Raw genomic sequence first — 22,005 nt, 5'->3', positions numbered from 1 at the left:
GCCAAGGCGTTCAAAGCGTGCCAGCTTGACGAAATCGAGCAACTCCTGGAATTCCCTGCGCGTTTCTCCGGGAAATCCTACCAATAAGGTGGTTCTTAGCGCCACTCCCGGGATTTGCTTGCGAAACTTCTCGAGCAGTTGCAGGGTTCCCTGCCTGTCGTGACCCCGGCGCATGGCCTTCAGGATGTCGTCATTGATGTGCTGTAAAGGAATGTCCAGGTATCGGCAAACCTTGGGGTCATTAGCGATGATGGGAATCACCTCTTCGGGGAATTTCTGGGGATAGGCATAATGCAGCCTGATCCATTCGATGCCTTCCACTTTGGAGAGTTCTCTGAGCAAGGGCGCCAGCAAGGGTTTGCGATCCAGGTCATAGCCATAATAGCTCAGATCCTGGGCCACCAGCAGCAGTTCCTTCACCCCTTTTTGGGCAAGAGTCCGGGCTTCTTCCACCAGGCTTTCAATGGTGCGCGAGCGGAAGGCCCCACGGATCATCGGGATGGCACAGAAAGAGCAGGTGCGGTCGCAGCCTTCTGCAATCTTCAGATAGGCAAAATGGGATGGTGTGGTCAGATAACGCTTCCCGCTATGGGTAGCATAAGGATAGGCAAGGTATTCAAACAAGTCATCGGGCTCGCGGGCACCAAACCAGGCATCCACCTCGGGGACCTCTTTCTCCAAAGCTTCCTTGTAACGCTGCGAAAGACAGCCTGTTACCAAGACTTTTTCCACCAGTCCCTGTTTCTTGGCTTCCACATATTCGAGGATGGTGTCGATGCTTTCTTCCTTGGCGTCCTTGATAAAGCCGCAGGTGTTGATAATTACAATATCGGCAGGTCCTGAAGCATCGTGCGAAAGCTTATATTTCCCTGCGGGCAGCTGTCCGAGGATTCGTTCAGAATCCACCAGGTTTTTAGAACAACCCAGGGTGATGACGTTCAATGATTTCTTTCTAGACAAAGGGTTCAGTTTTTACTGAAAGATGGACTCAACAAAAGCCTTGCGGTCGAAGAGCTGAAGGTCTTCCACCGTTTCGCCTACCCCGATATACTTCACGGGCACCTGGAACTGGTCGCTGACCCCAATGACCACGCCTCCCTTGGCAGTGCCATCGAGCTTGGTAATGGCCAGGGCGTTGACTTCGGTGGCAGCCGTAAACTGCTTAGCTTGTTCGAAGGCATTCTGACCTGTGGAACCATCGAGAATGAGCAGGATCTCGTGGGGTGCATCAGGAATCACCTTTTGCATCACCCGCTTTATCTTGGAGAGTTCGTTCATCAGGTTCACCTTGTTGTGCAGGCGGCCAGCGGTATCAATGATCACAACGTCCATCTGGTTCTTCACGGCATATTGCAGGGTTTCGAAGGCCACGCTTGCGGGGTCTGCCCCCATTCCCTGGCTGACGATGGGCACATCCACACGTTTTGACCATATGGTTAGCTGATCAACTGCAGCGGCCCTGAAGGTATCGCTGGCGCCCAACACAACCTTATGGCCGGCGCCCTTGAATTTGTGAGCAAGTTTACCGATGGTCGTGGTTTTCCCTACGCCGTTCACACCTACGACCATAATGACATAGGGCCTTTGCTGCTTGTCGTCCAAAAGGTTCTCGAAATCGGTGGCGTGGTTTTCGGCCAGCAGTCCCACCACTTCCTCCTTGAGGATAAGGTTGAGTTCGTCGGTGCCCAGGAATTTATCGCGTGCCACCCGTTCTTCAATGCGCTCGATGATACGAATGGTGGTAGACACCCCCACATCGGAACTGATCAGGATTTCTTCCAGTTCGTCAAGTACTTCGGCATCGACCTTCGATTTGCCGGCCACGGCCTTCGAAAGCTTGCCAAAGAAGCTCTCACGGGTCTTACTTAAGCCCTTCTCGAGTGTTTCTTGTTTATTCCGTGAAAAGATATCAAACAGCCCCATGGTCTTTCGTAATTAATCCACGCAAAGTTAATGAATTTAACAGAAGGCTAAGGCCTCTTTTGTTTAAGGGTCAGAAGGGAAATAAAGGCATTGGGAAACTCAGAACAGTCCTCAGATGGGAAAATTCTGAAAACAAAATCAGACCTGCCCTTTCAGAATAGGACAGGTCTGATCCATAATATTTTCAGGGAAAGATGATTATTTCTTGCTGAAAAAATCTTTCACCTTATCAGAAGCAATAATATCTTCGCTGAAGGTATAGGCACCTGTTTTATCGGATTTGTTCATCCTGATAACTTTGGCGAAACCTTTACCAGTATCGGTCTTAAGTGTTGCAACAACTTTCTTTGCCATAATTCAAAGATTATTTAATTTCTCTGTGAACGGTCATTTTCCGTAAAATGGGGTTATATTTTTTGAGCTCAAGGCGCTCGGGGGTGTTCTTCTTGTTCTTGGTGGTAATATACCTGGAAGTACCCGGCAAGCCGCTGTCTTTGTGCTCAGTGCATTCCATGATAACCTGCACCCGCGCTTCTTTCGATTTCTTTGCCATGATGATAAATTCCTTTTTTAAATTTTCAGGAGCGCAAAATTACAAAATATTCCCAAACATTCCCAAAGAAAAAACAAATAAAAATTCAGGATTATTTCCCGGCATCAGCCAGTTTTAAGGTTTTGAGCGTTTAAGAATTCAAAATTAGGCATTTTCATTCATTTATTTTGTAACATTTTGATTATCTTCGCAGAACATTTACAGGAAGGGATGGCCTGCCCGGAAGGGCTGTCATCCCATTGATTTTTTAACAGAAACAAAAAATTTTATGGCTCAAGCAAAAGTTATTTCATTGACCTACGAATTACGCTCTGGCAACGCCCAGGGAGAAATCATTGAAACTGCGGAAAAGGCAAGTCCTGCTCAGTTTTTATTTGGCACGGGCAACCTGATCCCTGAATTTGAAAACCAGGTAGCACATCTTGGCCAGGGTGACCCCTTTGAATTCACCATTCCCTCGGACAATGCCTATGGCCCGAAAAGCCAGGAAGCCGTAGTAGATCTTCCCAAAAGTGTATTTGTTATTGACGGTGAACTGGCCACCGATATGCTTGAAATAGGCAATATGGTGCCCATGCGCGACCAGGAAGGAAATCCGCTGAACGGAAAAGTTGTTGAAGTAGGAGAAGAAACTGTTAAGATGGATTTCAACCACCCTCTTGCAGGCATAGACCTTCATTTTAAGGGCGAGGTGCTGGAATCGCGTGATGCCACTCCGGAAGAAATATCCCACGGGCATGTGCATACCGGCCATGAAGGCCATTAAGCACAAACGCCTAAAATAATAATCAAGAGGCCGTTTCAAAACTCGAGACGGTCTCTTTTTTTACTGGAAGGCCAAAACAATCGGCTTTCCCGCCACCCTTCAAGCCTTCAAGTTAGAAATTCAAACATTCCATGCCTGGAAATGGGCTTCCTTTGAATTGTTTCAGATTCATAGATAAAACGTACATCACACGTATCTTAGACGTAGTTTAGACGTGTAAAAACGGTTAAACTACGTCTGAACTACGTGTTAACTACGTGTTAACTACGTCTGAACTATGGTTCTGAGCTTACCCTGAAGGGGGGCAGGATGGCTTTCAGGCTTATGCAGGATTCAAGGAAAGGGGGAGAATTTGCCCAGTCATAAGGCCAGGTATGGCTTTCACAAAAAATGAAATTTAATATCTTAAAAGGAAAAGGAAATAAATATTGGCGGGGAGCACAGGATTTAGCCCTCAATCTTCATGCTGGCCTGACCGTATAGTTTTAAGCAACCCAATATGGATGGTAACCCCGATGGCGATAACCAACAGGATGCCCCTCACCCACCACTGGCTGACCACACAGATGACTGAAAACAGGATTGTTGTCCACAAAAGGGCAATAGCCCAGATCTTCACACCCAGGCTAACCCCTCCTTTATTCCGGTAGTTCCGGATGTTTTTGCCGAAGTAACGATGATTGAGGAGCCATTGATAGAAACGTTCTGAACTGCGGGCAAAGAACCAGGCGGACAAAAGCAGAAAGGGCGTTGTGGGCAGCAAAGGCAGGGGGATGCCCAATAAGCCCAGTGCCAGCGAGACAATCCCACCGGCAATGAGTAAACGCCTTTGCCAGGGTGAAAGTGGCTTTCCAAAATGTGGTTTTTCCCGTTTATTCAATCCAGTCAAAGGTTAAATGCATCCTAAAAGGTTTGCATCCTTAATTAACTAATTTCAATATTTCTCCACTTCGTCAAAACCAAACCATAAGTTTGATAATTTTGGGGAATCCAATCCGGTCTTCAGCCTTTTAAAGGATGGGATAACGGATGGCAAAAATACAATATTTCCCAGATAAAGGTGTTCAGCCGGGATTTCAATAAAACGTACCGAATGGAAGCACAAATCATTAAGGAACAGTCTGTTTTTCTTACCAGCACTTCTCAGGAAAGATTCTTTGTCAAGAGCTACCTGCCTTCAACAGGAAAGCCTAAAGGCATTTTACAGATCATGCATGGCATGGCTGAACACCACGGGCGGTATCACGAACTGGGTATGTTCCTGGCGGAAAACGGATACGGCGTTTTCATCAATGACCACCCAGGGCATGGCCAGACAGCGGGAAGCCTTGACCGCCTGGGTTATATCCCGAAAAGCCGCGGCTGGGAGATCATGCTTGAGAACACCAGAACCCTGTATACCCATATCAAGAAAAACCAGCCCGAGGTTCCGGTATTCCTTTTGGGGCACAGCATGGGTTCAATCCTTGCCCGCCATTTCATTGCCGTTTACCCGGTGTACATCCAGGGGCTGATTCTTTCTGGCACTTTTGAAATGCCTAATGGTAAGCTCAAAGCACTTGGTCTATTTGTCAAAATACAGGGGCTCATCTATGGTCCCACCAAAGTGAGCAAATGGTTCAATAAGTTCTTTTTCAACACCTTCAATCGTCATTTCAAGCCTCAGCTAACACCCTTTGAGTGGATATCCTCCAGCCGCGAAGAAGTGGATGAATATGTCAGGGACCCCTATTGCGGCTTTGACTGTTCAGTAGCCTTCTTCGATAACCTGGCCAAGGGAATTGCTGAGATGAAAAAGGCCCATCATAACCTGAAATATCGCAAGACCCTGCCCCTGCTAATTATGGGCGGGCAGGATGATCCCGTTGGGAATTTTGGCAAGGATGCCATGAAAATTCACCGTGAATTTTACCTGCAACGTTTTCAAAACCTGAAGGTCAAGGTCTTTCACGGGAGGCATGAAATGTTCCACGAAACGGAAAAAGAAAAGGTCTTCCTTTATCTGCTCGATTGGCTGAATGAGCATTTACACACGAGGTAGGTAAAAAAGGGATAGGAATCCGCTTTCATGAAAAGTGAAATAACGAAAAACCAGGAAGAAGCACCAACTTACTGTCTTTAAGACATCATAGCGGGAATCACACTTTCAAAAAGCTTATCAAGCTCTTCGATCGTGCCATAGGATTCGCCGTCGACGACTGCCTGATTTCCGGTCACTTCGCCCAAAAGAGAAAACTCTACCCCTTTTTGAGCAAGCAGAGCCGCAAACTCTCCTTCATTTTCAGGCTGAATGGAAACCACAACCCTGCTTTGGCTCTCCCCAAAAAGAAAGGCATCTTTCCTGAAGGCAGGATCTGTTTCAATTGAAAAACCCAGCTTGTTGACCTTTGACGATTCAAAAAGCGTCACAAACAATCCGCCATCCGCCACATCATGGGCAGATTCAATAAGGCCCTCACGAATGAGCGCTTTCAGCCCTTGCTGGAGGTTGTATTCTTCATCCAGGTCAAAATAGGGTGCGGGGGAAAGCTTTACTTTATGATATCCGTAGAGGTATTCAGAACAATTAATGTCGTTGCGCGGCTCACCAAGCAAATAAACCAGGTCACCCTCCTGCTTAAAGCCCAGACCAGTCACGTGCTGTTTGTCTTCCACCACGCCCATCATTCCAATGGTTGGCGTCGGAAAAACGGGGTCAGTTTTGCCATCAATGGTAACCTGGTTATAGAAACTCACGTTTCCCCCTGTTACCGGGGTTTCAAATTTAGTGCAGGACTTACTCATCCCTTTAATGGCCCCCACAAACTGCCAATAGACTTCGGGGTTATAAGGATTTCCAAAGTTCAGGCAGTTGGTAATGGCAGAGGGAATTCCCCCGCTGCATACAATGTTGCGGGCCGCTTCAGCCACAGCTATGGAGCAACCTTTTTCAGGGTCGGCTTGCACATAGCGGGCATTGCAGTCAACGGTCAATGCCAGCGCCTTGTCGGTACCCTTCAGGTTTACTATCCCTGCATCAGCCGGAAGGTTGGTACTCATATTCTTGGTGCCTACCATGGTATCGTATTGATCGATAATCCATTTTTTGGAGGCAATGTTGTGTGACCCCAACAGGAAATGGGCGACTTGCTTCAGGTTTTTGGGTTGCTTTATCTGATCAATGTTAAATTTATCCTTTTCCTTAAACCAGGCTGGTTCTTTATATTCACGATCATAGACGGGAGCCCCTCCCCCCAATACCAGGGAGTCGGCCGGCACTTCAGCGACCAGTTCGCCGTCCATATAATATTTCAGAATATCCCCTTCTATCACCTCACCGATCTGGACACAGTTAAGATCCCATTTTTCAAAAACAGCCTTAACTTCTTCTTCGCGTCCCTTATGAACCACCAAAAGCATCCTTTCCTGTGATTCGCTCAGCAGGATTTCAAAGGGATGCATGTTTTTTTGCCGCATCGGGACCTTGTCGAGGTGTATGATCATCCCGTGCTTGCCCTTGGCCGACATTTCGCTGGTGGAACAGGTAATTCCGGCTGCGCCCATATCTTGCATGCCCACCACAGCGCCCGTCTTGATCACCTCCAGGGAAGCTTCAAGCAATAATTTTTCCTGGAAAGGGTCGCCTACCTGCACGGCAGGGATCTTGTCGGCAGAGGCTTCGGTGATGTCCTCTGAGGCAAAGGTAGCACCGTGAATGCCGTCCTTACCGGTGGATGAGCCCACAATAAATACCGGGTTGCCTGCACCATAGGAAATAGCAGAAATGGTATTTCCTGTTTTTACAATCCCCACCGACATTGCATTGACCAGGGGATTGGTATTATAGCAATCGTCGAAGGCTACCTCGCCCCCAACCACTGGAACCCCAAAGGCATTGCCGTAATCGCCAATGCCCTTCACCACGCCCTTGAGCAGCCATTTGGTCCGCTCGAGTTTTGGATTGCCAAAGCGCAGTGAATTTAACTGGGCAATAGGGCGGGCGCCCATGGTAAAGATATCACGGTTAATACCTCCCACACCTGTTGCTGCCCCCTGATAAGGTTCGAGTGCCGAAGGATGGTTGTGCGATTCGATCTTAAAGGCACAGGCCATACCGGAACCAAGATCAACAAGACCTGCATTTTCATCCCCTGCCTCGACCAGCAAGTGAGGCCCCTTGCGGGGTAAAGTCTTTAGCCATTTTATAGAGTTTTTGTAGGAACAATGTTCCGACCACATAACAGAATAAACACTCAATTCGGTGAAATTCGGCTCACGGCCTAAAAATTCGCAGACCTTATCATACTCCTCAGGCAAAAGTCCCAGTTGTTTTGCTGTATCTAGTCCGGCGGGGAAATCGTGGGTGGTTGACTCCATAGAAAACGGGGATTTATTTTTTGGCAAAATTAAACAACAAAGCCATGCGGTGGAAACATTTCTTTCCCAATTAACAATTATCTTTGAGCACTATGATAGAAGCCCTGTACGCCATCCTGTGGATTTATTTTATGGTGCTTGCAATAAAACACCTGCCTTTCTTTAGGGAAATTCCAGGGCTTCCCACCAAAACCCTGATCGCCATTTTCCTGATCAAAGTAGCGGCGGGCACGGTTTTCATTTTTATATATACGCATTATTACGAGCCCAGGACGGCTGATGTCTATCGTTATTTCAATGAGGGGAGGGTACTCTCAGGGGCATTACTCAAAAATCCCATTGATTATTTGCGGATGCTGACCGGGATAGGCGCCGATGCTCCCCATCTCCAGGGATATTATGATAAAATGCCATACTGGTGGGACCCTGAACTCTATCCCGTCTATAACGACAACCGCCTGATGATTCGATACAATGCCCTGCTTAACCTGTTGTCTTTCGGGAAAATCCATGTGAACTCCGTGATTGCCAACTTTGTTTCCCTGGCGGGACTGGTAGCCATATATAAATTTACCCTTAGGCACCTGGCAGAGAATAAAGTTAAGTTGTTAAAATATGGGGTGTTTCTTTTTCCCTCTATGATCTTTTGGGGTTCGGGGCTGATCAAAGAAATCCTGTTGATCCCGGTCATGGGCTTTTTTATTTATTTTTCCGACCGGATCTTTTCTAAGGAACGACTGAAAAGCTATCATTATCTGGTTTATGCCGCTTTGGTATTCCTGTTTCTTTTACTCAAGGTCTATGTGCTTTTGCTCCTGATCCCCTGCCTTGCTGCCTTCTATCTGGCAGGTAAAGTAAAACGGCCCTCCGTTGGGAGTATTTTCCCTATGGTCATCCTCAGTGCTGCAATCGTGGTTTTAATGTTGGGATGGTTATTCCCCCAGTTTGATCCCTTTACAATCCTGGCCAAACGGCAGAATTTCTTTATGCGTTTTTCTGTTTACGTAAAGGCTGGCAGCTTGATAGAGGAAGTTTACCTTGACCCCAATCTGACCAGCATTATTTCTTATATCCCCAGGGCCCTGTTTAATGTTCTGTTCCGGCCTCATTTGCTCGACAGCGCCAACCCCATCATCCTGTCAGCAGCGGTTGAAAATCTGGGCATCCTGGCCATTCTGGGGCTGACAGGATTCTATGGATTTCGGAAAAAAAGACTTGATCGCTTGGAATGGTTTGGGATTTGGTTCACCCTTTTGCTGTTTATATTCATTGGAATTACTACGCAGGTATATGGCACCCTGGTCAGGTTTAAGATCCCGGCCCTCCCCTTTTTGTGGGTGGCCTTTATCAGCCTTCTTCCCCGGGAGAAAACGAATTCGAGATTCTTTACCTCAAAAAGAAAAATCTTTCAAAAAAAATAATTCATCGATAATACCAGAAAACCATGACAAAAACTACCATGATTACCGGTGCAACCAGTGGCATTGGAAAAGCTTGTGCAATGCGTTTTGCCGCCATGGGAAACAAGCTGATCATTACCGGACGTCGGGTTAACCGTTTGGAAAATCTGAAAAGTGAAATTGAGGATACCTGGCATGTTCCCGTCCTTCTCCTTAACTTTGATGTGCGTGACAATAAAGCAGTAAGAGCAGCCATTGATGGCCTTCCTGACGATTGGAAAGAAATTGATATCCTGGTTAATAATGCGGGGCTGGCCCTTGGATTTGATCCCATTGAGGAAGGAAGTCTGGAAGATTGGGAACAAATGATCGATACCAACATTAAAGGTCTGTTATTTGTCACGCGTGCAGTTTCTCCGGGCATGAAAATGCGCAAAAAGGGTCACATCATAAACATTGGATCGATTGCCGGCCGCGAGGTTTACCCAAAAGGCAATGTTTATTGCTCGACCAAACACGCCGTGGATGCCCTGAGCCAGGGAATGCGCATTGATTTGGTCAGCCATGGCATCAAAGTCACCCAGATCAGCCCCGGCGCCGTGGAGACTGAGTTCTCAAAAGTCAGATTTCACGGGGATGATGAACGCGCAAAGAATGTTTATAAAGGGTTCAAACCGCTGAGCGGTGAAGATGTGGCAGAAGTGGTTGCTTATGTCACCACCCTGCCCGGGCATGTCAACATCAATGATCTTTTGATCATGCCAGCGGCGCAGGCCTCCGCGGCCATTATCCACAAGGAATAATACCAATAAACGATTGTATCACTTGTTTAACCGTATTTTTAATATTTTTTTGCAAATTTCGCAAACTTGTTGTTATTTTGTGTTGGCAAGAAATCGGGTCATCATGGGCCCGAAAATCCTGCCATAACCAAGGGGAATAATATGGGAAAAATCAAAGTTGCCTTAGTCGACGATCATAAACTGGTAACTGATTGTATTGGCCTTTTTCTTGAAAGTGCTGAAAACCTTTCGGTAACGGGTGTCGGGCATAGTGGTAAAGAAGCCATTGCACTGCTTGAAAAAGAAGTGCCGGACGTAATCCTGCTTGACATCAGCATGCCGGAAATGTCAGGTATTGAAACCACTGAAATTATCAAGAAAAAATATCCCAACATCAAAGTTCTCATCCTGTCCATGCATGCCGATTACGATAACATCTCCGATGCAATTGATGCCGGAGCTGATGGGTATGTGCCTAAGGATGTGGCATCAGAAGAACTTGTGGAAGCCATCACGGCATTGAACGCCGGTAAAAATTATTTCCACACCAAAATCTCGGATGAGATTGTCAGGAATTATTCCAATAAGAAGAAAAAAACCAGCAGCCCCTTCCCCGAGCTTACCCGCCGTGAACTGGAGGTCCTTCAACTTTTTGCTGAAGGGTACAACAACAGCGAAATTGCTGATAAACTTTTCCTGAGTGTGCGTACCATTGAATCGCACAAGAACCATATTCTTCAAAAAACCAACATGAAGAACTCGGTTGAACTAATCAAGTTTGCTATTAAGAATAAGATCATTGAGATCTGATCTTAGCTTTTTTATTTTTTATTGTTTTGCGCCCGAAACAAATGATTTTGTTTCGGGCGTTTTATTCCGAAAAATTGCGTAAAAATACGGTTATACGCTGCCTTCCTTTGATGTAATTTAGCACCACTAACGTTATGGATCAATGAAGGAGATCAGTATCATTATTGCAGAAAGCAGCGACATAATGCTCAACGGCATTTCAGCAATGCTGAACGGCCGGCCCGAAATCGCCGTATCAGGAAAAGCCAATGGCTTTAATGCATTATACCAGCTCTTGGAAACCAAGACAACGGAGATCGTTCTGCTGGGACCCATTTTCAGCCAGAAATACCCCGCGGAACTAAAAGAGGAAATGAAAAAAACATTTCCTGACATTAAGTTGGTTGAAATGGACTTGAAAGATGAACAAGACTCCGTCATCGAGAAAATTAAAAAGGTGGCAACCATTTGAAAAAGCCGGGCCAATAGCCCGGTTTTTTTATTCCGGGATACCGGCCTGATCCCCAAAAACGTCCGTTAATATCTTCCCTTTCAGAACTTCCAAAAAGATTTCCCTTTCTTCATCAAAGGGCCTGTGGGCCGAGTGTTCAAAAAGAATCAAATGCTTTCCTTGCGGGGCCTCCAGCATTTCAAAATACTCCCGTGCCAATTGAGCAGAAACAATTCTATCATATTTCCCCACCAGAAAAAATACCGGCACATCAATACGAGGAGCAGCCTCACGCAAATCAAACGCCTTCAGGTCTTCCCACAATTCCTCAGCTGAAAAATAAGGAAACCGGATTAGGTTAATACGGTCTGTGATGCTGTATTCAGGTGCACTCAGAATCTGCCCGATCTCATTGATATCAACATAGGGGCGATCGCTTCCCTTCTTTACAATACCACCGTATTTGAAAACCCATCTTCTAACCGTCAGGGCATGCTTCAGCGAATAATTTGCCTCCAGGGTATCAATCCTGGCCAATTGCCTTAAAGCTCGTTGGTTGCCTTCCTCCCTGGCTTTTTCCAAAACAAACTCATAGGCCAGTTGTTCGTTCTCAAAGGGGCTGACACTCTGTCCTGTAGAAATATATGCATGTAAAAGTTCGGGGTACCGGGAGGCAAACAGGGCCCCTACATTGCTTCCCCAGGAATGTCCCCAGAGTAAAACTTTCTCTGCTCCGGTCACTTTTCTGGCATATTCCACTACCTCCCGGGTATCATCAACAAACTGTTCAATGTTCATGGACTTGCGAGGAATGTGCTGGCTGAAAGATTTTCCTGTTCCTCGCTGCTCCCAATAAACCAAAGTGAAATGACCTTCCAGCCTTAACATCGATTCCTGCTGGGGTTCAAATGGGAATAAAGGATAACCTGGCCCCCCGTGCAGGTAAACAAGTACCGGATTCTGGCGGTTATCTCCCCGGATGCTAATGGCCTGTTTCACCCCTCCTATTCTGACCATCTCAAATTGCTGAATCTCCTTATTCGGCAACCTCCGGTATCGATAGGTCGTGCAGGCAGTAACCTGCAATAAGATCAGGAGAAAAAACAAAAACCTGGTAAGGTTTTTGATATAGATCATCTTACAATATCTTCTCTGAAAATCTTTTTCCACTGTGAAAACAAAATTACATAAGTTTGATTTTTCGTTCAAGTTTGATCAAATTTTGTTTCCCAGACCCAATGGTTATCATGAACGCCAAAGACGGTATTTTGTATATTTGCAGAAATTCCCCACCTTTGAGGGCCCTATCGTTATTGTAAAGAACATCCATGAAGAAACTGCATAAGCTGGTATTAACCTCCTACCTGGGGCCTTTTATTGTGACATTCTTCATTGCCCTGTTTATCATCCTGATGCAGTTTGTCTGGAAATACATTGATGACTTGGTTGGGAAGGGGCTTGAATGGTATGTAATTGCTGAATTGCTCTTTTATGCCTCGGCGACTTTTGTTCCCATGGCCCTTCCCCTTGCCGTTCTGCTTTCTTCCATCATGACCATGGGGAGTATGGGTGAACACTACGAACTGGTGGGGTTTAAATCAGCGGGTATTTCCCTTCGTAAAATCCTGTGGCCCATGGTGGTCATCTCAATGGTCCTGGTTGCTGTTGCTTTTTACTTTTCCAACAATGTGTTGCCCGTTGCCAATTTGAAAATGTATTCGCTCCTTTATGATGTCAGGCAGCAAAGACCTGCCTTTAACATCATCGAAGGAGTTTATTATAAGGGCATTGAGAATTATGTAATTAAAGTAGAGGATAAGGAGTCGGATGGGACTACCCTGCGCGATATAAAAATATATGATCATACAGACAAAAGGGGGAATGTAAACCTGACGGTTGCCGATTGGGGCACCATGTTATTAACACCTGACAAACGTACCCTGGTTTTCACCCTTTTCAATGGAACAAATTACCAGGATATCAGGCAACAAAATCCGCGCGATCCCTCCAAGCCTTTTCAAAGAACCCATTTCAGCGAACAGGTCATGCGTTTTGACTTAAGTGCTTTTGACCTCAACCGAACCGATGAGGAACTATTCAAAAGTAACTTCCAAATGCTGACACTCGACCAGTTGGTCTTTTTCGAGGATTCCCTCTCAAGGGAACTTAATGCGCGAAAAGAAAGCTATATCAATGACTATTACAAGCGCCTGGCCTATTTCTCACTTGCGGATCCCGAAAAGATGCAAAACATGCCGATAGAACAGATCGTGCCCATTGATATCATGAAATCGGGTTCACCCAGTTCCGTCCAACTGGTCATTGACCGTGCTTTATCCCTTGTAAGAAGTAACAAAGACCATGCCTTTTTCTCACACGATGAATTCCGGCAGCGTGGAAGAACGCTTGCGCGTTATCAGATTGAATTCCATCGAAAATTTACTTTATCCTTCGCCTGTGTTGTGCTCTTTCTGATTGGGGCCCCTTTGGGTGCTATAATCCGGAAGGGTGGATTCGGGCTTCCGGTAGTGATATCGGTTTTGTTTTTCGTTGTCTTTCACGTCCTTTCCATTACCGGTGAGAAATTTGCACGCGAAGGGGTTCTGGCTGCACACCAGGGCATGTGGATTGCCCCACTGGTCCTTCTACCGGTTGGAATCATCCTTACAGTCAAGGCTTCAACAGACTCCTCATTATTCGATGTCGATAGTTATTTGAAGCGATTTGAGAAATTTTTCGGTGTTTTTCGAAAAACAGAAGCGCCTTCATAAAAATCCCAAGGAATTTATGCGTGTATTACAACTCTGCCATAAGGTCCCATTCCCTCCTGCCGACGGAGGTTCTATTGCTATGCACCAGATTACCAAAGGTTTGTGGAAGGCAGGTTTTCAAGTCAAGGTGATTGCTTTAAACCTGAAAGGATGCCAGGTTTGCCCCGAAAACATTCCCCATGACTACCGTGAAAAGACGGAATTTGAGGCCCAAACCATTGATACGCGTATAAAACCAATTCAGGCTTTCCTGAACCTTTTTACAAGGGAATCATACAACGTGGCCCGCTTTTACAGCAAAGCCATGGAGCGAAGGCTTGAAAAAACCCTGCAAAACGAAACCTTTGATATTATCCAGCTGGAAGGTTTGTACCTTACCCCATACATCCCTGTAATAAGGAAATACTCCGGTGCAAAACTGGTTTACCGTTCTCATAATATCGAACATTTTATCTGGGAGCGTATGGCCAAAGTTGCCCGCAATCCATTAAAAAAATGGTATCTCAAACTGCTTGCTTCTCGTTTGAAGCGTTATGAAATGCAGGCTATTCGCCAGGTGGATGCCCTCGTTGCCATTTCTCCGGTTGACCTTTCCTTTTTTCAAAATAATGGATTTAGTAAACCTGCCCTGGTGGTTCCCGTCACCATGCCGAGGCTTCTCTTTCAAGATGAAAAACCAGAAATAAAAACCGGAACAGTATTTCACCTCGGATCCATGGATTGGAGGCCCAACCAGGAGGGGATCGAATGGTTTCTCGAAGAAGTGTGGCCGCTGGTGATTAAAGAAGTCCCCGGGATGAAATTTTTCCTTGCAGGAAAAAGACTTCCTCCCCGTTACTTCAGGTATGCCTCAAACAATGTTGTGGTAGCAGGTGAAGTACCATCTGCCGTTGAATTCATGTCCGATAAGCAAATCATGGTTGTGCCCTTGCTCTCCGGAGGCGGAATGCGGGTAAAGATCATTGAGGGAATGGCTGCTGGCAAGACCATTATTTCCACCCGCATCGGTGCAGAAGGCATTGGGTGCGAAGACAGAAAACACATATTATTGGCCGATGAACCCAGGGAAATGGCCAGGCTCATTATTCAGTGCCAGCAAGAACCTGAGTTTGCTAACCAACTTGGGGAGGCAGCAATGCTTTTTGTAGAGAAAAACTTCAGCGCAGATTCGGTAATGCCTGGTCTCATTAAGTTTTACGAGGAGTTAGTTGAAAATAAAGGGTATTAATAAATACATTTGTCTTGGGTCTCAGAATATGAGTTTTACAGGCAAAGAGTCAATGAATCGTTAAAAATCCAGGTTTGAGGAAGCGGATCTTTATTTTATTATCCAGGGTGCCCTACCCCCTTGAGAAGGGCGACAAACTTCGCGCCTATTACCAGATTCGTGAACTGGCCAAGTATCACGACCTTTTTCTTTGTGCTCTCAGCGATCAGCCAATACACCCTCAGGCTGAGCAAAAACTGCTTCCCTTTGTCAAGGAATTACGCGTTTTTCGTTTTGGAAAAATGGCTGTTGCCGCCCGCCTTGCCGCTAATTTTTTCAGCAGGAGGCCTTTCCAGGTTGCTTACTTTTACAGTAAAAAAATCCAAAAGCAAATAAATCAATATATTGAAAAAACACAGCCAGATTTTATTTATTGTCAATTGATCCGGACGGCTGAATATTTAAAAGACCAGGCCATTGACAAAACTATTGATTACCAGGATGTCTTTTCTAAAGGCCTCGATCGCAGACTTCAATTTGCTCCCTGGTACATGAAAATCATTCTAAAGTCAGAATTCTCAAGGGTGAAAAATTACGAGCGTGAGGTATATGATGTCTTTGACAATAAGACCATCATTTCCTATCCCGACCGCGATCTGATTCCCCATCCTGAGCGGGATAAAATCCATGTCATTCCCAATGGGGTGGATACTGATTTTTTTCATCCGGTTGAAGCTGTGAAAGACCACGACGTGATCTTTAGCGGTAACATGGGCTACCCGCCCAATATCAACGGTGCGGAATATCTGGTCCATGAGATCATGCCCCTTGTTTGGGCAGAGAAACCCGATGCAAAAGTTATTATTGCGGGGGCAAACCCCAGCACTAAGGTTAGAGCCTTAGCCTCAAACAAAGTTTTGGTGACAGGTTGGGTAGATGACATCAGGCTTTGGTATGCACGGGCAAAAGTTTTTGTTGCTCCAATGCAGATCGGTACCGGATTACAAAACAAAGTACTGGAAGCCATGGCCATGAAATTGCCTGTGGTTACTTCCCCTTTGGCAAATCAGGCCCTGTGGGCAAAACCAGGAATAGAACTCCTAATCGGAAATAATCCTTCGCATTATGCCCAACAAATACTATCTTTGCTAAACGATTCTAATTTTTCTAACAAACTGTCATCCAACGGATTAAAATTCATTATTGAGCAATTCCAGTGGAGTATTATTTGCCAACGGCTTGAAAAAATCATAACAACACCGGGCGCATCCGGAAACTAATCGCAAATGCAAAAGAAACTAAACACGATAGAAGAAGCCATTGAAGATATCAGGGCTGGTAAAGTGGTCATTGTGGTAGACGATGAAAGCCGCGAAAATGAGGGTGATTTCATTGCAGCAGCCGAAACCATTACCCCTGAGATCATTAACTTTATGGCCACTCATGGCCGCGGACTAATTTGTGCCCCAATTACCCGGCAGCGTTGTGAACAATTGAATCTCGAACTGATGGTACCCCGAAATACCTCTGTGCACGAAACCCCTTTTACCATTTCTGTAGATTTGATAGGCCAGGGGTGTTCCACCGGGATATCAGCTCAAGATCGTGCCAAAACGGTAAAAGCGCTTGCCGACCCCAATACTCACCCGGAAGAATTAGCCCGGCCCGGACATATTTTTCCGCTCAGGGCCAGGGAAGGAGGCGTACTTCAACGTGCTGGCCATACCGAAGCCTCCATCGACCTTGCAAGGCTGGCAGGCTTGCATCCCGCCGGGGTGCTGGTGGAAATCATGAACGAAGACGGCAGTATGGCCCGCCTCCCACAGTTGCTTAAGATTGCAGAACGCTTCCAGCTGAAAATCATTTCCATCGAGGACCTTATCGCCTATCGAATTAAGAACGAAAGCCTTATCGCCAGGGAAATCTCCGTTGACTTGCCTACCGAGTGGGGCCACTTTAAACTTACCGCATACCGGCAAACCACTAACAACAAAATGCACCTTGCCCTTACAAAAGGGAACTGGGGACCTGGTGAAGAAATTATGGTCAGGGTCCATTCATCCTGCGTTACCGGGGACATTTTTGGTTCTTGCAAATGCGATTGCGGGGGACAGCTCCACAAGGCTATGCAGATGGTTGAAAAGGAAGGGAAAGGGATTGTGCTTTATATGAACCAGGAAGGTCGAGGTATTGGCCTGCTCAACAAACTTAAAGCCTATCACCTGCAGGAACTTGGCCGCGATACTGTGGAAGCAAACATAGAACTTGGATTTAAAGCGGATGAACGGGATTATGGAATCGGGGCCCAGATTCTACGCGACCTCAATGCTCGCCGGATTAAACTGATAACCAATAACCCCAGCAAAAAAACAGGTCTAACAGGATACGGCATTGAAATTACCCAAACCATTCCCCTGATCATCCCTGTTACCCCATACCGTAAGTTTTATATGGATACCAAGAAAACAAAAATGGGACACATTCTATAATTCCTCCTGGGGGCCCTCCTCCACGTATCCTGTTTCAGCACCAGTTCGCCTGCTTCTTCGCCAAAGTTCACTCAGATTATCAAACTCTTTGCGGTAAAAAATACCAATCCCTTGTGTATAAGGTGAGTTGGTATTAAGAATATCAAACGTATTTGATCGGTTAAAGGCTTTAATCCGAAACTTACCCTCTGGAGTGATCTTCACTTCAACATTCACATCCCCAATAATGCTACTGGTACGCTGACTGCCGGCAGCAGGGTTCTGTCCGGCAACCCCTACGTTCCCATCAATAATCACCCGGTCGTTGAACAGTTGTGTCGAAAGCGCCACCTCCAGTTCCTGGCTGCTGATCTCATCCCCAGGACGATAGTTAATTCCAATATCAAAATCACTGCTGATCTGAGAAAGCCAGTTACTCAGCTGATTCGAAAGCAATTCTGAAGAAGTGCTTCCAACACCATAACCAAGGGCAGTGTTATACTGATCTACCGTCGTTGGCATGAATCGATTCAGCACCAGTAATGAAAACACCTGCCGGTTCATCTCCTGCTCCGTGGTAATCAGCCTTTCAAGCAAATCCCGAGTCCCCTCATCCCCACTAGGAATGCCGATATCAAACGATATGGTAGGATTCACCAGCTTTTCTTTCAGGATCAAATAGGTTTCAACCGGCACCCGGCGCCGGTATACATCAGAAGTGTCCATTTCCAAAACAAGGTCGTACAGCGTGGTCCTCAACCGGTAAATGGCCCTCAGGTCAATGTCGGCATCCAATGGGTCACCCGTCCAGCGAATGGTGCCTCCCTGCTCAATGCGGAAGCGCTTGTTAATGATATTTTGAAGGGTAAAGAGATAATCTCCTTCCTCAATGGTGTAATCACCATACATGAAAAAGTCACCCGTAGGCGGGATCTCCATTTTCAGGTTCCCAGAGCCCCTTCCCCGGATTATGTCACCCATCTGGGAATCGAAAATCAATTGGATCTCTGCATCAGGCGTTACCTCCAGGTCAAAATTCAGGGTCAAGTTCCCCTGCTCTGCCGCCTGAACCGGATTACCATTCTGCGCAGAGTCCTTCGAGACAAATGTGATGAAACTACTTTCTGCCATACGACCGGCATAACCCAATGGCAAAAAAATATGGGTACCCCTGTTGGTGCGGCCGGTAATGTCCATAACAACATTCTTGGCTGGGCCATAAATTCTGGCTTGCCCGCTGCCAAAAGCCTTGCCATAAAACATCACGTCATTTTGTCCGCTGGTGGTATTCAACAAGGCCATCTGGTCCGTCTTGAGCAAAATATCCAAATCCCATGTTTTAAAATTCTGGTGATACAAATGCCCGCTGGCTAGCCCTGTATTTCCAAGGGTATCGTTCAATACCACATCCTCAAAAGAAAACTGGTTTTTGTTAATAAGCAATTCATCGGAGAAAGTATAGGAGGTGTTTAGGAAATTAATCCGCATGCCTGCACGAGCCATCCTTACCCTACCAGATAATTCAGGTTTCTTCAGGGGACCCTCAAGCCGTAATCGCCCCGATGCCAGCCCCCTGAAATTGCTTGCAAATTGCTCAAGATATCGCCCCCAAATCGACATCTTCAGGTTCTCAGCGATAATATCAAGGTCAAAGTTCTCCTCTTTACGATCCGGGAAGAAATAGCCCTGGGCTGCCAGCGGAATATTGGTGCCCACATTCCCATAATAAACCACCTGGAGGTTGATGGCAAACCCTTTTTTCTGATTATCCCAATGACTGATCACATGCAGGTCGCCCAGATGATCGAAGTTAAAAGCAAAATCTTTTACATACAGATCCGCTTCAATCTGGGGCGATCGTCCCAGAGAACCCAGATCCAGCCTTCCACTGACGTTCCCGTCAAAGTTCATCTTCCTGACCCTGATCAAATGCGAAACATGAGAAATATCAAACTCATGAAATTCGATGTTTAACTTATCCCTTGGGATAGCACTCAAAACCCCATCAGCCTTAATATATTCCTGATTTTTGGAAACCAGCAGATTCTTCACCTCCACCCTTGCAGAATCTATCAGTATTTCGTTGCCTGGATTCAGCCGCCAAAGGGAATCATTTATCATCGCATGGGAAGGAAGAAAATGGATTTTTGTTTGCTGACGGTCAATAAACTGGGCGAGCCCTTCAATGTGTGCAAAATTCTGCCTGAGGGTATCCAGATTTTCCCACTCCAGCAGATAGTAAAGGCTGTCATTGCGCAATTCAGCATTCAGATTGACCTGGTCAATGAAAATACTGTCAGAAATTAGCACCTGCTGACTTTCCATATCCAGACGATAACCACCTCCTTCTGGTTGCCCCTGAAGTCTCCAGTCAACCAGGCGGTTCCCTGCAAGTTCAATCTCTTGCGACCAGCCATCCAAATCCAGCATTCCGTATTCCTCGCCAAAGCTTCCTTTCAGGGTTGTGCCGGGAGACAATCGGAAATTTGGGAAGAACAACTCAGAAAGAATACTTGTGTCCTTTATACGTAATTCGAAGAACGTATTGCGGAAGTCGTTTTCCTCAAACCCATTGGGCGCTAAGTGCTTGAAAAAAGATGGGATATAAACCTCAACCATGCTGCGGACCGAATGTCCCAAGCGCTCGAACCGAAACCAGCCAGTCAGGTCAGCATCTGCAAAATCCGACTGAAGCCTTAAAATCTTGCTGCCGTCTCCTTCCAGGGTGTTCACCAACAGAATTTGTTCAGAAATATAATGGGTGGCAGGACCACCATCAAGGGGCCACTCCTCATAATGCAAATTATCAATGGCAATTCTACCAACAAGGTCATCCAGATCAGAAGCCCGGGCATTTATACTTAACAACCCGGAAACCACGGAAGCCGAAAGAGTATCGCGCTGGTAAACATTCAGCGCAGTCAGGTTGGCTTGTTCTATGCGTGCATTGAAATCAAATACTGGAATATCTTCCTCAAAGTCAATGACCCCCTGGAAGTCTAGGAAAAGATTATTATCGTCCACCAGCAGGGATCCATTGAACCGCTTATTACTCACATTCCCGGCAATATCCAGGTTTTCGTAGTTGTATCCCAGCAGGTCCATTTGCTCAATCTGACCTGTGATAGCCAGATCCATCGTCTCCAAGGTAATGCCCTGCCCTTCAACTTCCGCACTCAAGCTTACCATTCCCAACCGTTCTTCATCATCAAAGAAAATGCCAAGGTCAAATTCTTCAGTGGTCAATTGACCCTTATAATATGGGAAGCCGGTTTTTTCATGACGTCGAACCAAAATGTCAGATGAAATACTGCCAATGTCAGTGACAAGTTTGCCATAAGCTACCATATCGTTAACAAAGCCTGTCACCTCTCCCTGGAAGGATATCCTGCCCAGGTTTGCAAGATTTTCTGGAAGCTGAAGAAAGGTTTGACTGCTGCTAACCGGCAACTTAAATCCTGCAAGATCAGAGGCAGAAGTACGCATCTCCTCCAGGGAGCCATGGATAAAAGTCTCATCAAGATCCGGCAATCCCATCAGGTGAAAATTCCCTTGCAGAATCGTGTTGAAACCATAATAGACATAAAGATCGCTCCCCCGGATATTGGATACTGGTCCAGTGAAATGCCCTCCCAGCCTGACCGGCCCACGTATACCATATGCTGAGGGGATGAAATACCCTGCATCTTCCAGGTTCAGACTAGACTCTTCCAGGGTAATATCCAGGTTCACTGCATTAAAAAAGTCTTTAAATGCATTATATCCTTCATAGTCAAAGTCGGCCTGAAGCTGAAGATCGCTTCCGGGAGTCCTGACAATTAAATTTTTTAACTTAGCCTCCAGCGGGTTGATCAAAAAGCTACCCGAAAGATACTGCAGTTCAAACCCCTTGGCCTCTTTCAATGACAAACGATCTAGTTCAAAGCTCAGGGTGTCCTTTTGCAAAAGAATTTCATCCATAGCAAGGGCAAAGTCACCAATGGCAAAATGGCCCGGGTCAAAACCAAAATCCTGGGGTGCTTTGTTCTGATCACGGAAACTAAAGGCCGATTTACTGAATTCCAGCGATTTGCAAACTACATTCCAACGGTTGGACGAAGGCGTGGGTTCTTCATCCACGAAATAATCTACCAGGAACTGAAAGTTAAATGCTTCTTGCCCAGGGTATCGCGACAAGCCAAGAAAGGTTTGATCAAATTGGATTCTGTTGATGGTTATAAAGCGCCTTTTAAGGGAGAATCTCCCCACATCTGCCAGCATCCGCTTCGAAAAGATCATTTGCTGCCCGTGCTGATCTTCCACCAATACATCTTCAAGCACAAAATTCAGAAAAAAGGTGACATCTACCTTGCTGACACTGACCTTGGTTTCCAGTTGTCGCGAAAGGTAAGCTGCAAACCGCTGCCCCAAATAGGTCTGTACCCTTGTACTGCGTAAAATGCCGTAGCTCAGCAGGGGCAGTAAAACAATCACTGCCAGTATTATCAGCCCTATCTTTCTCCTTTTTTTGATACCTTTGTAACCCTTTAAATTATGCCA

Annotated in this window: 18 protein-coding genes; 10 read left to right on the top strand and 8 right to left on the bottom strand. The window is 46.0% G+C overall.

The features are described 5' to 3' along the window. From rimO to rpmG, 4 genes are all read right to left on the bottom strand, one after another. Window positions 1-960, bottom strand: a 960-nt coding sequence (gene rimO, locus V2I46_05875) for a 30S ribosomal protein S12 methylthiotransferase RimO (protein ID MEE4177021.1), incomplete at its 3' end; no start/stop codon positions are given. Between the two features lie 12 nt (window positions 961-972). Beyond that, the gene (gene ftsY / locus V2I46_05870; GenBank protein MEE4177020.1) at window positions 973-1,923 is read right to left on the bottom strand and encodes a signal recognition particle-docking protein FtsY; all 951 of its coding nucleotides are present in this window, start codon (window positions 1,921-1,923) and stop codon (window positions 973-975) included. A 198-nt stretch (window positions 1,924-2,121) separates the two neighbouring features. Then, window positions 2,122-2,277, bottom strand: a complete 156-nt coding sequence (locus V2I46_05865; protein MEE4177019.1) for a DUF4295 domain-containing protein — start codon at window positions 2,275-2,277, stop codon at window positions 2,122-2,124. 10 nt (window positions 2,278-2,287) lie between these two features. Continuing rightward, window positions 2,288-2,476 (bottom strand): 50S ribosomal protein L33, encoded by a 189-nt coding sequence (gene rpmG / locus V2I46_05860; GenBank protein MEE4177018.1) that lies wholly within the window; start codon window positions 2,474-2,476, stop codon window positions 2,288-2,290. Between the two features lie 268 nt (window positions 2,477-2,744). Between rpmG and V2I46_05855 the strand changes: the two genes are divergently transcribed. Continuing rightward, window positions 2,745-3,242, top strand: a complete 498-nt coding sequence (locus V2I46_05855) for an FKBP-type peptidyl-prolyl cis-trans isomerase (protein ID MEE4177017.1) — start codon at window positions 2,745-2,747, stop codon at window positions 3,240-3,242. A gap of 454 nt (window positions 3,243-3,696) precedes the next feature. Here the strand turns inward: V2I46_05855 and V2I46_05850 are convergent, their stop codons facing one another. Then, window positions 3,697-4,059, bottom strand: a complete 363-nt coding sequence (locus V2I46_05850; protein MEE4177016.1) for a YbaN family protein — start codon at window positions 4,057-4,059, stop codon at window positions 3,697-3,699. A 276-nt stretch (window positions 4,060-4,335) separates the two neighbouring features. Between V2I46_05850 and V2I46_05845 the strand changes: the two genes are divergently transcribed. Further along, window positions 4,336-5,283 carry an alpha/beta fold hydrolase gene (locus tag V2I46_05845; GenBank protein MEE4177015.1) on the top strand — a complete coding sequence of 316 codons (948 nt, stop codon included), beginning with the start codon at window positions 4,336-4,338 and terminating at the stop codon, window positions 5,281-5,283. Window positions 5,284-5,360: 77 nt separating this feature from the next. Here the strand turns inward: V2I46_05845 and purL are convergent, their stop codons facing one another. Continuing rightward, complete coding sequence (purL, locus tag V2I46_05840; GenBank protein ID MEE4177014.1) at window positions 5,361-7,598, bottom strand: phosphoribosylformylglycinamidine synthase subunit PurL; 2,238 nt, start codon at window positions 7,596-7,598, stop codon at window positions 5,361-5,363. Window positions 7,599-7,690: 92 nt separating this feature from the next. On the opposite strand from purL, the gene V2I46_05835 reads away from it, so the two are divergent. From V2I46_05835 to V2I46_05820, 4 genes are all read left to right on the top strand, one after another. Beyond that, window positions 7,691-9,019: a hypothetical protein gene (locus V2I46_05835; protein ID MEE4177013.1), complete on the top strand. Its 1,329-nt coding sequence runs from the start codon at window positions 7,691-7,693 to the stop codon at window positions 9,017-9,019. A gap of 23 nt (window positions 9,020-9,042) precedes the next feature. Further along, window positions 9,043-9,801: an SDR family oxidoreductase gene (locus tag V2I46_05830; GenBank protein ID MEE4177012.1), complete on the top strand. Its 759-nt coding sequence runs from the start codon at window positions 9,043-9,045 to the stop codon at window positions 9,799-9,801. A gap of 141 nt (window positions 9,802-9,942) precedes the next feature. Then, window positions 9,943-10,590, top strand: coding sequence for a response regulator transcription factor (locus tag V2I46_05825; GenBank protein ID MEE4177011.1), 648 nt, complete (start codon window positions 9,943-9,945; stop codon window positions 10,588-10,590). A 142-nt stretch (window positions 10,591-10,732) separates the two neighbouring features. Further along, complete coding sequence (locus tag V2I46_05820; protein ID MEE4177010.1) at window positions 10,733-11,041, top strand: hypothetical protein; 309 nt, start codon at window positions 10,733-10,735, stop codon at window positions 11,039-11,041. A gap of 27 nt (window positions 11,042-11,068) precedes the next feature. On the opposite strand, the gene V2I46_05815 is transcribed toward V2I46_05820, so the two are convergent. Further along, window positions 11,069-12,157: an alpha/beta hydrolase gene (locus V2I46_05815; GenBank protein ID MEE4177009.1), complete on the bottom strand. Its 1,089-nt coding sequence runs from the start codon at window positions 12,155-12,157 to the stop codon at window positions 11,069-11,071. 191 nt (window positions 12,158-12,348) lie between these two features. On the opposite strand from V2I46_05815, the gene V2I46_05810 reads away from it, so the two are divergent. The 4 genes from V2I46_05810 to V2I46_05795 all read left to right on the top strand — a co-directional run bounded on the left by V2I46_05810 (window position 12,349) and on the right by V2I46_05795 (window position 17,487). After that, the gene (locus tag V2I46_05810; GenBank protein MEE4177008.1) at window positions 12,349-13,791 is read left to right on the top strand and encodes an LptF/LptG family permease; all 1,443 of its coding nucleotides are present in this window, start codon (window positions 12,349-12,351) and stop codon (window positions 13,789-13,791) included. Window positions 13,792-13,807: 16 nt separating this feature from the next. Next, on the top strand, window positions 13,808-15,019 hold the full coding sequence (locus V2I46_05805) for a glycosyltransferase (protein ID MEE4177007.1): 1,212 nt from the start codon (window positions 13,808-13,810) through the stop codon (window positions 15,017-15,019). Window positions 15,020-15,093: 74 nt separating this feature from the next. Then, window positions 15,094-16,278, top strand: a complete 1,185-nt coding sequence (locus tag V2I46_05800) for a glycosyltransferase (protein MEE4177006.1) — start codon at window positions 15,094-15,096, stop codon at window positions 16,276-16,278. A gap of 6 nt (window positions 16,279-16,284) precedes the next feature. Continuing rightward, window positions 16,285-17,487, top strand: a complete 1,203-nt coding sequence (locus V2I46_05795) for a bifunctional 3,4-dihydroxy-2-butanone-4-phosphate synthase/GTP cyclohydrolase II (protein MEE4177005.1) — start codon at window positions 16,285-16,287, stop codon at window positions 17,485-17,487. On the opposite strand, the gene V2I46_05790 is transcribed toward V2I46_05795, so the two are convergent. Further along, window positions 17,482-21,939, bottom strand: a complete 4,458-nt coding sequence (locus tag V2I46_05790; protein ID MEE4177004.1) for a translocation/assembly module TamB domain-containing protein — start codon at window positions 21,937-21,939, stop codon at window positions 17,482-17,484. The two genes, V2I46_05795 and V2I46_05790, sit on opposite strands and share 6 nt — an antisense overlap. Between the last annotated feature and the right edge of the window lie 66 nt (window positions 21,940-22,005).

The organism is Bacteroides sp. (assembly GCA_036351255.1).
In the GTDB taxonomy this organism is placed as follows: domain Bacteria; phylum Bacteroidota; class Bacteroidia; order Bacteroidales; family UBA7960; genus UBA7960.
This window is presented reverse-complemented; position numbering and strand designations above follow the sequence as displayed.